General features: G+C 50.6%; 12 protein-coding genes. 3 read left to right on the top strand and 9 right to left on the bottom strand.

Features of this window, described 5'->3' with window-relative positions; genetic code table 11:
• Positions 1–75 precede the first annotated feature (75 nt).
• Positions 76–1,266, top strand: a complete 1,191-nt coding sequence (locus tag KCG43_RS03095) for an amino acid aminotransferase (protein WP_192017493.1) — start codon at positions 76–78, stop codon at positions 1,264–1,266.
• 149 nt (positions 1,267–1,415) lie between these two features.
• On the opposite strand, the gene KCG43_RS03090 is transcribed toward KCG43_RS03095, so the two are convergent.
• Positions 1,416–1,721: a hypothetical protein gene (locus KCG43_RS03090; RefSeq protein ID WP_027253270.1), complete on the bottom strand. Its 306-nt coding sequence runs from the start codon at positions 1,719–1,721 to the stop codon at positions 1,416–1,418.
• 224 nt (positions 1,722–1,945) lie between these two features.
• Entirely contained in the window at positions 1,946–2,338 is a 393-nt protein-coding gene (locus KCG43_RS03085) for a MarR family transcriptional regulator (protein WP_192017494.1), read from the bottom strand.
• A gap of 355 nt (positions 2,339–2,693) precedes the next feature.
• On the opposite strand from KCG43_RS03085, the gene KCG43_RS03080 reads away from it, so the two are divergent.
• Positions 2,694–3,359, top strand: coding sequence for a DUF2982 domain-containing protein (locus KCG43_RS03080; RefSeq protein ID WP_255557831.1), 666 nt, complete (start codon positions 2,694–2,696; stop codon positions 3,357–3,359).
• 7 nt (positions 3,360–3,366) lie between these two features.
• On the opposite strand, the gene KCG43_RS03075 is transcribed toward KCG43_RS03080, so the two are convergent.
• The 7 genes from KCG43_RS03075 to KCG43_RS03045 form a co-directional block, all read right to left on the bottom strand.
• Complete coding sequence (locus tag KCG43_RS03075) at positions 3,367–4,020, bottom strand: MBL fold metallo-hydrolase (protein ID WP_192017495.1); 654 nt, start codon at positions 4,018–4,020, stop codon at positions 3,367–3,369.
• 66 nt (positions 4,021–4,086) lie between these two features.
• Complete coding sequence (locus KCG43_RS03070; protein WP_027253274.1) at positions 4,087–4,638, bottom strand: YcbK family protein; 552 nt, start codon at positions 4,636–4,638, stop codon at positions 4,087–4,089.
• 155 nt (positions 4,639–4,793) lie between these two features.
• Entirely contained in the window at positions 4,794–6,581 is a 1,788-nt protein-coding gene (locus tag KCG43_RS03065; RefSeq protein ID WP_218383201.1) for a murein L,D-transpeptidase, read from the bottom strand.
• A gap of 137 nt (positions 6,582–6,718) precedes the next feature.
• The gene (locus tag KCG43_RS03060; protein ID WP_218383199.1) at positions 6,719–7,861 is read right to left on the bottom strand and encodes a DUF1513 domain-containing protein; all 1,143 of its coding nucleotides are present in this window, start codon (positions 7,859–7,861) and stop codon (positions 6,719–6,721) included.
• Positions 7,842–8,852 (bottom strand): imelysin family protein, encoded by a 1,011-nt coding sequence (locus KCG43_RS03055; protein WP_218383198.1) that lies wholly within the window; start codon positions 8,850–8,852, stop codon positions 7,842–7,844. Before KCG43_RS03055 ends, KCG43_RS03060 begins: the two co-directional genes overlap by 20 nt.
• Before the next feature lie 9 nt (positions 8,853–8,861).
• Positions 8,862–10,298 carry a di-heme oxidoredictase family protein gene (locus tag KCG43_RS03050; protein WP_218383196.1) on the bottom strand — a complete coding sequence of 479 codons (1,437 nt, stop codon included), beginning with the start codon at positions 10,296–10,298 and terminating at the stop codon, positions 8,862–8,864.
• Positions 10,299–10,403: 105 nt separating this feature from the next.
• On the bottom strand, positions 10,404–11,657 hold the full coding sequence (locus KCG43_RS03045; protein WP_218383194.1) for an imelysin family protein: 1,254 nt from the start codon (positions 11,655–11,657) through the stop codon (positions 10,404–10,406).
• 558 nt (positions 11,658–12,215) lie between these two features.
• Here KCG43_RS03045 and KCG43_RS03040 point away from each other — a divergent pair.
• A complete protein-coding gene (locus tag KCG43_RS03040; protein ID WP_192017501.1) occupies positions 12,216–12,716 on the top strand; it encodes a MarR family winged helix-turn-helix transcriptional regulator in 501 nt (166 codons plus the stop codon).
• Positions 12,717–12,723: the final 7 nt, after the last annotated feature.

Here is a 12,723-nt window from a genome sequence, read left to right as displayed (position 1 = left end):
TCACATGGCCATTGAAAAATTATGGTCTTTCCAGGCACGTCGACCGTATCACTGACTAGCATGGATGATTCACGAATGTTTGAAAAAATCGTTGCCGCACCAGCTGACCCTATCCTGGGATTGACTGAAGAATTCAAAAATGACACTCGCGCTGAGAAAATTAATCTTGGCGTTGGCATCTACAAAGATGAATCGGGTAATACCCCGGTTCTGGCGACAGTGAAAAAAGCTGAAGCTATCCTGCTGGAAAAAGAAACCACCAAATCTTATCTGAGTATTCCCGGTACAGCAGAATACGGTCTGGCTGTTCAGGAACTGCTGTTTGGCAAAGGTGCCGCCATTATTACTGACAAACGTGCTCAAACGGCTCAAGCGCCGGGTGGTACGGGTGCACTGCGCGTAGCGGCAGAATTCATTAAACGCCAGCTGGGCGATGTGACCGTTTGGATCAGCAACCCAACCTGGGCAAACCATTTTGGTGTCTTTGGCGCTGCTGGCCTGCAGACAGAACAATATGCTTACTACAATGCCGAAACCAAGAGCATGGATTTCGATGCTTTGCTGAGTTCTCTGGCAAATGCTAAAGCAGGTGATGTGGTATTGCTGCACGGTTGCTGCCATAACCCTACCGGTATCGACCCGGATGCCGATCAATGGCTGGCTTTAGCAAAATTCTGTGCAGAGAAAAACCTGCTGCCAATGTTCGACTTTGCTTATCAGGGCTTTGCCAAAGGCGTTGAAGAAGATGCAACCGGTTTGCGTATTTTTACTGAACACAACAGTGAACTGCTGATCGCCAGCTCTTTCTCCAAGAACTTTGGCCTGTACAACGAGCGTGTGGGCGCCTTCACTCTGGTGGCTAAAACCGCTGAAGTGGCCAGCACGTCATTCAGCCAGGTTAAAAGCATTGCCCGTGTGATCTACTCTAACCCACCGGCTCACGGCGCAGCGATTGTGACTGAAATTCTGAACAATGCCGAATTGCGTGCAGAGTGGGAACAGGAAGTCGCAGACATGCGTGACCGCATTCAGGAAATGCGTACCCTGTTTGTTCAGACACTGAAAGATTTGGGTGTAGACGCCGACTTCAGCTTTATTGAGCGCCAGAACGGCATGTTCTCATTCTCTGGCTTGAATAAAGATCAGGTGACACGCCTGAAAGAAGAATTTGCTATTTATATCGTAGGCTCTGGCCGTATCAGCGTGGCGGGTATGACCAAAGATAACATGCAGCCTCTGTGCAATGGCATTGCCGCTGTCCTGTAACTTTCAGGCTCAGTAACCTGCACAGAAGGGGGCGCTCACAGGGCGCCCCCTTCTTTTGACTGTCTTTTGGCTTTCTGTTTAATGCTCTGGTGCATTTTGCTGTATTTGTTATTCACTGTGCTTTCGGTGCACTGTCTGCCTGCTTCACATCAACCGGATTTATCCAGCGGTAACACATTACAAAACAGCTCACGCTCATATTGTCGTTCCAGCTGGTCTCGCCACGACTTCTTGGAAATATGGACCAGATAAAAATTTTCCCGTGATGTATCTGTTACGAATGCCATATCAAACTGCATTAACTCGTAATGAATATCATGCACAAATCCCAGCGAGAAACTTTGCCGGCCAGTCAGCTGATTAATGTCCTCCCGGGTTAAACACACACCCTGTTCATCCTCAGCAAAACGGTTACGTAACCATTCGGAAAACTCTCGAGCACTGATCATTGTCATATTACCTCATCTGTGAGTGCCTACATCCGTGAATAATCCGATCCTCTTAAATAGGTATAGCAGAATAAGACTAGTTCGTCAGACCGAAACGAAATTGCGCAATAAAATCAGCCATGAATGGTCGGCTGTAAGAAATGCTGATTACGAGGAAAAAAGGAGATAAATGATTGAAAAAGGCAAGAAAGGTAACCCGCTCCTGATAATTCAGGAACGGGGAAGGACAATTATAGCGCTTTATATACGACTTTATTGCCAGCAAGCTGAATTCGCTCAACAAGCCCTTCTTCAACCAGTTTTTTCAGTGCCCCCGTTGCCCAGGAAGCGGCTTTGCTGTCTTCCTGGCCGGCTTCTAGGCCGATACTTTTCGGGTTAATACCTTCTGCATTGTTTGCCACTATGCCCAGCACCTGCTGCTGCTTAGGTGTCAGCGATACAGTAACCGCGACTTTACCCGCTGGTGCTTCTGTTTTTTTCACATCAACCTGAGGCTTTGCTGCCGCTACCGGGGCTGCCTGCTTCACCGCTGCTTTGGTGACAGGTTTTTGAGTCACTGCCGTGGCCGCTTTGATGCGTTTTTGCAGTTTAAGCTGTACTTTACGTTTGTGAGAGATTCTCATTAACTTCCTACTCCGTTGTACTACTTTCAGTCGCCAGTTTGGATGCCCAGCGGGAAAAAAAGTAGCGCGAGTTATATCAAGGATGTCAGAGGAATGCCAGCAAACGGCTATTTTAAGCACAATAAAAGCCATATTTTGCGTATTTTAAGCGACAAGATCTCATTTTTATCTTTTTCAAGTTCATGCAATTAATGGAATAAATACCGACTTTCATGCAAACTAGCCCTTACGCATTGCATAAACAGTCGTCAGTGATTTGACACCCATATCGCTAACCACAACCTGTGAGTAATATCTCTGGACAATTTGCCATACTTTATAAAGATGACATCTTCATGCTCTCTCTGGAGTTAATTTGAATAGCGTATATATTCAGTCGCCGCATCCCAATCCCGGTGCTTATCTGATCTGGCTGAGCCTGCTGGCTATACTCGTGCTCGGGCTGACCGTCTTTACCTTTCCCGACATTAACGGCGTGGCCGTCGCGCTGTTATTGCTCGCCATGATGACCTTGTTACTCATAGGGGTGAAACTCAACCGACAGTCACCGATTACTTTCACCCTCACTTTCATGCACCTTCAGTACCACAGTCCGCACGGCGGCTGGCTGACCCGGTGGCAAAATGTCGCGGATATAGGACGCGCGTCTGTCAGCACTCAGGGCTGGCACAAGCCCTTGCCCTGGATTGGCATCAGACTCAAACATTACGATGAGTTCCTGGACAGCATCTGCCCCCGTATTGCCAGCCAGATATTAATGGAACAGCGCGGTTTGATGATCATGGCGTACAAGCGTGCAGACAACCCGCCTCATGAAATAGAAGATATGTTATTTGATGACAAACACTATGTGGGGGAAAACGGTAAAATAAACAAGGGGTTGTTGGCTATGCTGGCAAATCGCATGCGCTACAACAGAGAACTGATGGGGTATGATTTTTTTATTTCAGAAGATCTGCTCGACAGGCCAGCCGATGACTTTATCGGTCTGGCTCGTCGTTTTCTGGCTCAGTCCAGGTAACAATCAATTACCAGAGCGGCATAGCATCAGCCACGTGCGGGTTACTGGCACGCTCTTCACCAAAAGTCGACATTGGACCGTGGCCGGGAATAAAACGCGTGTCATTACCCAGTGGCCATAGCTTGGTTTTGATCGACGCAATCAATGTGCCATGGTCACCACGCGGAAAATCGGTTCGGCCGATACTGCCGTTAAACAGCACATCGCCCACAGCCGCCAGTCCGGCTTCTTCACTGTGCAGAACAACATGTCCCGGCGTATGGCCCGGTGTATGATACACAGCCAGACTCTGCTCACCAAAGTGGATACAGTCTCCCTCATCGAGCCAGCGATCAGGCTGAAACGAGGTCACGGGAGGAAAGCCAAACATCTGGCACTGCTGTTGCAGCGAATCCAGCCAGAACGCATCGTCTTGGTGCGGTCCCCATACAGGCACCTCAAGCTGGGACGATAAAGGTGCTGTGCCGCCGACATGATCCAGGTGACCATGCGTCAGAACGATTTTCACCACCCTGATGCCTAATGACGTAATACGGGCCGTGATACGCTCAATATCCCCGCCGGGATCGACAACCACACCTTCCAGTGTTTTATCACACCACAGAATTGAGCAATTCTGCTGAAACGGGGTCACTGGCACGATTTCAAACTGCAGACTCATACACTTGTCCTAACTGTTGCAAAACCGCGCCAGCATACCACACCCCTGCTCTTCTGCGTACTGTGCTTACCAGCGACGCACAGGACCTGTATCAATATGCACAAACCCGCTGCGAGGATAATAACCAACACCACCCAATTTCAGATCCAGTGCTGCACTGCGGACACGAGACAAAGAAATACCTTCCAGATTAAAATCAATGGCTTGACCTGTCATATGGTAGCTTTTCTTTGCCACTCCTTTGGTGGAGCCGCGCAGCATTTGATTGGTTTTGGGCGAACGGTAGCCAGATATGATACGAACCTGACCTTTATGGCTCAATTCTTCACGGATCTGGGAAATCGCATCGAACAGGCGTCGGTCCATTGGCGCAACTTCATTCTGACGGAAGTCACGGCAAATATGGTTCATGCGCTTTAACTCTTTGTCCAGATAGAACTTCCCATCAAAGTAACGTGTTTCCAATTCTTCTTTGGTATGAATGTTACATAGGTACAGCTCTCGGGCACTTTTCGCGGTATATGGACTCGCAATCGCCATTTTTGGCAACATAAAGGCGCCTAATGTCAGCCCGCTCGCGATCAGGAGCTGACGACGCTTATTATCTACTTCTGACATCCTGAAAAACTCAACTGTAAAACACAAAAAACAAGCGCAAAAGCCTGTAAACGACTGCACGATAGCCGTGTGTTTTCGATGAGTCAACGCACGAATGTCAAAAAACAGACATCAAAAAAGCCATTAAATTGACTAACTATTGACGTATAAGGAATTTAATTTTTGTAAATTGATGCAAATTTTTCAGAGTCTGGTGAATTTTTATCCTGCTCATCGTATTGGTACACATCATTGCGATAGTTCACCAGCCCCTGTTCGTCAATCCACGCAGTCTGATAAATCAGGAACACTTGAATTTTCTGTTTCACGCCGACGGTTCTGGTCGAGCTTCGCCCGGCCAACTGATCAAAGCGCTGCTCTGATACACCTGCATAGCTTAACAAGACTTTCGCCATCTCATCCGCGCCCTGAACACGGATACAGCCGGAGCTGAACGCTCTGAAATCTTTATTGAACAGACTTTTTGACGGCGTATCGTGAAGATAAATAGCCTGATTATTCGGGATAGTGAACTTAAAACGTCCCAGTGCATTATGCGCACCTGGTTTTTGCCGTAACCGGTACGGGAAGTTCTTCGCCGTCACATAGCGCCAGTTGATAGAGCTGATGGGAATTTTTTCATTACTGTTCCAACCGCGGAGTACGTCGTAATGATGGCGGTACAAGTAGCCGCTGTCGTACCGGGCTTTAGGCAGAATGTCTTTTCTCATGATAGAGTTAGGGACATTCCAGTACGGATTAAACACCACAGCGGACAGGTTCGAGATCATGACAGGCGTTGGCCGTTTGGGTTGCCCGACTATGACTCTGGCATCAAACACCATGCGGTTATCCAGCCACAGATTCAGCGCAAAATCGGGAATATTCACAACCAGCCTGGACGGAAAATCTGACGTCCACACCCGGCTGCGCTGGGCATTTAATGCCAGCAGGCGAATACGCTCCTGAGGCGTCACCGCTAGCCAGGCACGGGTTTGCGGGCCAATTGCACCGTCCACTTTTAATCCATGCCGTTGCTGGAAGTGCTTCACCGCTTCTGCCAGATCGATATTGTAGTGTTTCTTGCCCGCGGTTCTGAGCTGCTCTGCCTGGTAGTCAGTTAAGTCACCCAAACGTTCCAGCATGGTGATTAAGATATCCGGCTCTCTCAGCCAGGCGCCCAGGCGGATAATGCCGGGCTGACTGAACACTGGCCAGGGCTTCTCCGCAATGGTTTCCATTCGGTTGATGGCCTGCAGAAACTGGTTGTAGTGGCGTCCGGTAGGTTTGAGCGACGCCACGAAAACATTGAGCTGATCTCGTTCCAGCACTGCCATCAGCTCAGCCAGACTTTCATCCGAAGGCGCAGGCATGCGCGTGGGCACTTCCTCGCTAAACAGCCACTGCGTGCGGTTATCAATGACATTTTCAATGAAACTGAGGTATGCCAGTAAGGTGTCTGTCGCGAGCAGATCATACTGACGCCAATCCTGACTTTGCTTCAGCCGTTTGAGCTGCTTCAGACGATAGTTAAAATCCGGGCTGGTTTCCGCGAGTGTCAGCACCCATAACTGCTGCTCAAAATCAGTCACAGTGAAGCTGTCTTGCCAGAGAGGCACATAACCTAACCCGTGATACAGCTGAGCAAGTTGCTGTTTATATCGCAATCCCGGTAACTGAGCAGACACTTCATCGACCCAGGCCAGTGACTTTTGCCGGATAAGCGCTAATTCGTCCGCGTGTTTCTGAGCCTGAATCTGCTCCGGGGTTGGCGCAATGGCCGCCGCCTCGGCCGCAGGAGCCGGTTCAGCCATGGCACTTGTTTCAGCTTCTGGTGCAACAGGCGCGTCAATGTTTACACTGATCTCTGACTCAGGATCTGTGTTTGACGCATCCTGTGCATGCAGAGTATATGAAACACTGCTGACTACCAGAAGAAGCCCGATACGACCTAGCCTAGTCATGTGCGCTCTCCGCTACCATCACTATCATTATGGCAAAGCGAAGCGATTATCGCTTGAAATCAAACGATAACTCGATGCTTTCCCTGTTTATAGTTATAAAGGTAGTGAGATATTCGAAAGCCCGTTGTTTCAAAGTTTCAACTGAACAGCAATTTCCAGTGGTTGTCCCACATCACTGCAGATTGAGCGATCCGGCCCGGACGTAGCGGCGTGCGGGTCAGAATTTTTCCCGCCCCTGAGCCAACCAGCCACTGCCCCTGGCTGACTGCCACCCCTGACGCATCCGTCAAAGGCTGTAGATCCACCAGCTCGCCAGTCTCTTCACGCCAGATGCCATAGCAGTTGCCTCGTGGTGAGGTTGCCAGCAGATAACCGTCCAGGCTGGCAATACTGGCAATATAGTGATTAAACCGCATCCAGTCCTCTTCATCCGCCAGCAGCGGGCGAAGCGCGCCGCCACGTGTATGCAGATGAACAAGCGGCGCGGCCTGCTCTGGCAGCCCCCGATATTGCTGACCGCAGGCGATGTCTCCGGTATCTGTCACGGCAAGGTGCCGGATACTCAGCCGTTTATCTGACAGCACGGCTTTCTCGACAACTTTCCCGCTCTGAATATCGAGATACACTAATGCAGGTTGCATGGTCTCCAGGTTCAGCGGTTCCCGGCCGAGGGTATGTACGCCCCCGACACCAACCGCCAAAGTTTCCGGATCGGCCAGCACCACTTCATGAGGCCCAATACCAAACCCTGTGTATTCAGCCACTTTTTGCAGTCCGGCTGTCGTATCATAAACGCCAATCACGCCTTCACTGGTTGTGCTCATCCCTTCGGTTGCGTACAGGTAACGGCCGTCAGCGGAAAATGCGCCATGACCATAGTAGTGGCGGTTCTGATCCGCACGGCGAAGCGGCTGTTTCTCTCCCGTTGCCGGGTAAAAAGCCTGCATATAAGCACCCGGACGACGAGCAAACGCCACCGCCAGTGCTCCGCCAGGCTGAATCGCCACACCGTGTCCGCGCTCAGGCAGAGCTATCTGATGTATGGGCCGACCGTGCGAGTCTGCCACAACAACCGCATAACGGCCGTCAGCGGTTCTGCTGCAGCCGATGATGCGATCCCCGGTTGCTGTGCCGGTTGACTGTCCCATGGTAAGTTGCTCCTTGGCGAGCTCCGCTGAAGCACAGGCAGACAGCATCCCGGCAGCCGGAAGCAAAATAGCGGTGCCCAGCGCCTTTTTCAGCAGTGCCCGCCTTGTTAAATCAGTCACCATCGGTTGCATTAAATCCTACGACAATGCCCAAAGCAGGCGATACCTCATCATGGAGTGCGAAACGAAGGTACTCCATGCCGTTAAAAATGCTGATGAGTTCGCGATACCCATCGCGTGTTTTCAGTAACTCGCCCATACTGGCACTTTGCGGCCAGCCAGCGATCAGGCTGTTAAACTGCCCGGCAATACGATCAGCCAGTGCAGCTTCTCCCTGCGCCCGCAATAAAGCATCCAGCCCTTTCCCATCCGCCAGGTACAGCGACTGCATTGCCTGTACATTGGCTTTCAGATTGTTCATGGATGTTTGAGAGCGCCAGGACTCCGCCTGATAAGGACGCGGATGACCCGGCTTGCCCATAGGTAATGTCAGCTTCTTCAGGGCAAAGTCCAGCTGATTGGTCAGGGCGCCAACGTATTCGCCCAGTGCCAGCTGCGGTGTCATTGCCTGCCAGGGATTGGCTTTCCAGGCCTCAGCCAGTGCTTCCCCACTGTCTATCAGGCGCTGGCTGACTGCCGTTGCCAGCGCACAGCCGTTAGGCTGGCTTAACTTGTCAGGGTTGGCATACATCAACCACTCCATCGCCCCCAGCCCCTGTACGGCCACGCTTTGTTCAGCCAGCAATTCGGCTGTCCATTTTGTGTCCTGCGCCAACAGCTGCTCCATTTTTCGACCCGTAATGTCTTTCTTGTCCGGCCAGAACTGGATCTGCCAGGCTAAAGCCAGTGCTTGTTCACTGCCTTTCTCCCGGCCTTGAAATACCATCCAGTCTTGCATCAATACCTGCCAGGCTGATCGACTGGCCGCCAGCGTTTTTTCTGTTTGTGCCTGACACACTTCACCGACAGCGCTTCCCAACACGCGGGCAGCGTCGGAAAAGGCGTCTGCCGCTTTAATATGTTGCTGATGAATTACCGCACTGCTGGTTTCTTGGTTATCGTTGCAAGCGGTCAGTCCGGCCAGTGCAGAGATAAGGCTCAGTGCAACTATCGTTCTTCTCATTTCATGTCCTTACAGTGATTGCAGGAAAGCGATTAACGCTTCCCGATCCTGTCTACCCAGCTGGAGCACCTGATCGCGGCTGGCCTGCGCTTCACCGCCATGCCAGAGCACAGCTTCCATCAGGTTGCGGGCCCGGCCGTCATGCAGGAAATACGTATGACCATTCACTTCTTCGGTATAGCCAATCCCCCACAGCGGTGCGGTTCGCCATTCCCGGCCGTTGGCCAGAAACTCACCACGGCCATCCGCCAGGCCTTCTCCCATGTCATGCAACAGCAAATCGGTATAAGGGTGGATGGTCTGCTCCGACAAAGCCGGTAAACTGTCAACTTTGGCTGTCTGTAGCTTGCTCTGGTGGCAAGATCCGCACCCTGCTTCAGCAAATAAGCGCTCACCGCGTTTTACTTGCGGATCATCCAGATTGCGGCGCACAGGCACAGCCAGATGACGGGAATAGAATTCAACAAAATTCATGATCTTATCGCTGACTTCGGGGGAGCCGCCATTGGGCAGTGTTTGACATACGTCCTGACCGCTGGTGCAGTTTTCAACCGGAAACAAACGACTTGTCAGGCCAAGATCGCCGTTAAACGCGCCGGCGTTTTGCTGCATCAGTGTCGGCTGGCCCGCTTTCCAGCCAAATCGCCCGGCTACGGTTTGCTGTTTTTCCACATCCCATACCCGGTTCAGCCTGCCGGAAATCCCTTTATTTTCCAGTAGTTGTGCTGCCGCGAGGGATTCCAGGGTCTGCTCGGGGATCTGCTCCAGCAACCCCAGGCCAATCATGGGCGGTGCGATACGCGCCGACATCATGATGTCCGGATGCAGGTCGCCGTAGTTCAGATCAAGAATCGTCAGTGTGGGTTTACGCAATGTGACGATGTCGCCATCCGAAAAAGTAACCGGCACCTCACTGTACGTCACTGTGATCTGGCCTTCGGGCTTGGCGTCAGGCAGTGCAAAATCCTGCAGTTGACCGCCATAGACAGGATCTGGAATCACACCATCCAGAATCAGGGCTTTCTTTTGTTCCGGTGTCAGGGCCGGGATGCTTAACCGCACCAGCATAGACACAGCATTGGTATCCCCTTCTTCCGGCGGATGCCCCCGGCCATCTTTGATGTGGCAATTCTGGCAGCCATTGGTGTTGAACAAGGGCCCCAGCCCGTCGCGGGCATCTGTGGTCGCGGGGGCCTGTACCCAAGGGTTACGGAAAAAACTGTTGCCGACACTAAAATCCAGACGGTGAACCAAAGGCAGGTTCGCCGCAGGCATGGAGAAAGCATTGGCACCGGTTTTAGTGACACTGGTCGCCCCACCGGATTTCAGTAAAGAAAGATCAGCCGTAGCCGCGGTTTCACTGCTTTGCTGGGCCACGGCAGGAAAAGCGATCGCTAACGGCAGAAAACATACAGCTATTCTGGCTGCAAAAGGCTTGAACTTCATGCTTGTACACGCTCACATTCTAAAGGCTTCAAATAACCCGTTATGACGGCAAAAGGGCTCAGATGAGCCCTTGTTTTTGTTTTTATTGATTCATGCCATCACAGTTTAAAACTGATGGTCAGCGGTATCCGGATTCAGGTTTGTGACACCCAGAATACTGGCCGCGCGCTCGATTTCCGCCGTTTGTTTCACCAGCGACATGATGGCGTCATTAACCAGCTTGTTACCCGCTTTATTACCCGCCGCAATCAACTGATCAAAATGCTGATTATTCTTCTCTGCAGACTCAACCAGGCTATAAACCTGCGAGCGAGCATTGTCGAACTCAGTATGAATCGCTTTGGCTGCTTGCTGATCTTTCTCAGCCACCAGATCGTGGATACTCGGCCCTGTCACTGTGCTGCCATCAACACGCTTGTAAGTACCGGTATAAACGTTATAAATACCCTGCTCATTGTAGAAGTGTGAGTTATGGGTGTTGTCTGAGAAACAGTCATGCTCATCTTCGGTCGAGTTGGCTTCCAGCGCCACTTTCATACGCTCACCGGCCAGTTCACCCAGCGACAGTGATCCCATCCCGAACAGCATTTTCCGCAAGCCGTTATCCGCTGAATCCGCCAGCAACTCGCTGCGGTAATTGCCTTTCTCGGTGACAGACCATTGCTTAACCATCCAGTCCAGATCTGTCAGCAGCAGCTCAGATGTCGCTTTCAGGTAAGCACGGCGGCGATCACAATGGCCGTTAGTACAAGCTTCACCATTTGCAAAATCGGTATAGGCACGCTCACCGGCACCAGCAGAGGTACCATTCAAATCCTGGCCCCACAGCAAAAACTCAATAGCATGATAACCGGTGGCGACGTTAGCTTCTGAACCACCGACTTCATTCATATCCGCCAGTAACTCAGGAGTAATTTGCACCGCATTGATCGTTGCATTACCCACCTGAATCGTTTCATTTGCAATGATATTAGCGGTGGCACCGTCATTACCAAGCTCATAGTGGTAACCCTGAGCAACATAATCGATCAGACCTTCATCCAAAGGCCAGGCATTCAACTGACCTTCCCAGTCGTCTACAACTGTGTTACCAAAACGAAACACTTCCGATTGCTGATAAGGGATACGAGCCAGCTTCCAGGCCTCTCTGGCTTCAGCCAGCGTCTTTTCAGAAGGAGCAGCAATCAAAGCATCAATGGCTTTGTCCAGATTTTGTGCCGTTGTCCGGGCATCACTGAAAACATTAAAAGCAATATCTGCGTAGTGGCTGACCACATCTTGCTTAGAAACAGCAGCATGCGCTGAAGCGGAGGCCACGACAGAAGCAGCCAGCAGAGAAAGGGTAAAAGTCTTCTTCATCTTGGGCGTATCGTCCTTGGTGAAATTAAAAATAATGAGGCTTATATTGAGAATTATTATTATTCACGAAAACAACAATAACAAGTAACAAGTAGAAACAATTTGAAAAACAGTGACCAAAATCCGTACAAACAAAAAAATACGATACGCAGTGGTTAAGGTTTAGCCATTTTCATTAGTGTGCCTCAGAATAGTCCACCGCTCCTTATCGAGATTTCGGTGTGGGTCCGATAACTATTCCATTAATCTACAATAGAAATTATCAGCAGGAATCGACAGCTAATCTGTTTATCAGGAATTACCTGAGTTGTTCGTCGCTGCTTCCTGATGTCAGAAGCCGATAAATCGAGCAAATCATGGTTTTTACAGCATTTTTGATAGCTGGCTTATTAATTGGCGTGCTAGAATTTTGGCTTTACTGAAGGTCTGGCTGAAAAAGATAAACCATCACGTCAGCTAACTACTCAGACAACCTGAATCAATAAGTGCTTTTGCCGTTTCTATCACGCAACAATCCATCGCCTGATGTTCCGTGCGGCAACAAGGTGGGAGAGCAACATGGACAAACATGAAGAAGTCCTCATCGCCCTGCGACAAATAATCCGAGCGATCGACCTGCATTCAAGACAACTGAACAAATCAACCGGTCTGACCGGACCGCAATTGGTACTCATGAAAGCCATACGCGATTCAGGTGAAGTGACTATTCGCCAGCTTTCCAGCAACACCAATATGAGTCAGGCAACAGCAACAACGATTCTTGACCGATTGGAAAAACGTGGCCTTGTCATCAGGGAAAGAAGCAAGCTGGATAAACGAAAAGTACATGCGCATCTCACCGCGGAAGGCTTGGCTAATCTGGATAAAGCCCCGCTGCCTTTGCAGGAAAGTTTTGTTTCCCGTTTTCAGCAGTTAGACGAGTGGGAACAGTCGCTGCTGCTATCGTCGGTACAGCGCATTTCTTCCATGATGAATGCCGAACATCTGGATGTGGCACCTATGCTTGAAGTGGGCAGTATTACGCAGACGCATCCCGACGATACCTCAGGCCACCACTAAGCTTCCT

Source organism: Photobacterium sp. WH24 (genome assembly GCF_019204055.1).
Classification (GTDB): domain Bacteria; phylum Pseudomonadota; class Gammaproteobacteria; order Enterobacterales; family Vibrionaceae; genus Photobacterium; species Photobacterium arenosum.
The sequence above is the reverse complement of the archived record's forward strand: the minus strand, read 5'-3'. Positions and strand labels throughout refer to the sequence as shown.

Coding starts and splice junctions, on each gene's coding strand:
- KCG43_RS03065 (WP_218383201.1), bottom strand. CDS start 6,581: ATGACTAGGCTAGGTCGTATCGGGCTTCTTCTGGTAGTCAGCAGTGTT.
- KCG43_RS03055 (WP_218383198.1), bottom strand. CDS start 8,852: ATGAGAAGAACGATAGTTGCACTGAGCCTTATCTCTGCACTGGCCGGA.
- KCG43_RS03045 (WP_218383194.1), bottom strand. CDS start 11,657: ATGAAGAAGACTTTTACCCTTTCTCTGCTGGCTGCTTCTGTCGTGGCC.
- KCG43_RS03075 (WP_192017495.1), bottom strand. CDS start 4,020: ATGAGTCTGCAGTTTGAAATCGTGCCAGTGACCCCGTTTCAGCAGAAT.
- KCG43_RS03050 (WP_218383196.1), bottom strand. CDS start 10,298: ATGAAGTTCAAGCCTTTTGCAGCCAGAATAGCTGTATGTTTTCTGCCG.
- KCG43_RS03095 (WP_192017493.1), top strand. CDS start 76: ATGTTTGAAAAAATCGTTGCCGCACCAGCTGACCCTATCCTGGGATTG.
- KCG43_RS03040 (WP_192017501.1), top strand. CDS start 12,216: ATGGACAAACATGAAGAAGTCCTCATCGCCCTGCGACAAATAATCCGA.
- KCG43_RS03090 (WP_027253270.1), bottom strand. CDS start 1,721: ATGACAATGATCAGTGCTCGAGAGTTTTCCGAATGGTTACGTAACCGT.
- KCG43_RS03085 (WP_192017494.1), bottom strand. CDS start 2,338: ATGAGAATCTCTCACAAACGTAAAGTACAGCTTAAACTGCAAAAACGC.
- KCG43_RS03060 (WP_218383199.1), bottom strand. CDS start 7,861: ATGCAACCGATGGTGACTGATTTAACAAGGCGGGCACTGCTGAAAAAG.
- KCG43_RS03070 (WP_027253274.1), bottom strand. CDS start 4,638: ATGTCAGAAGTAGATAATAAGCGTCGTCAGCTCCTGATCGCGAGCGGG.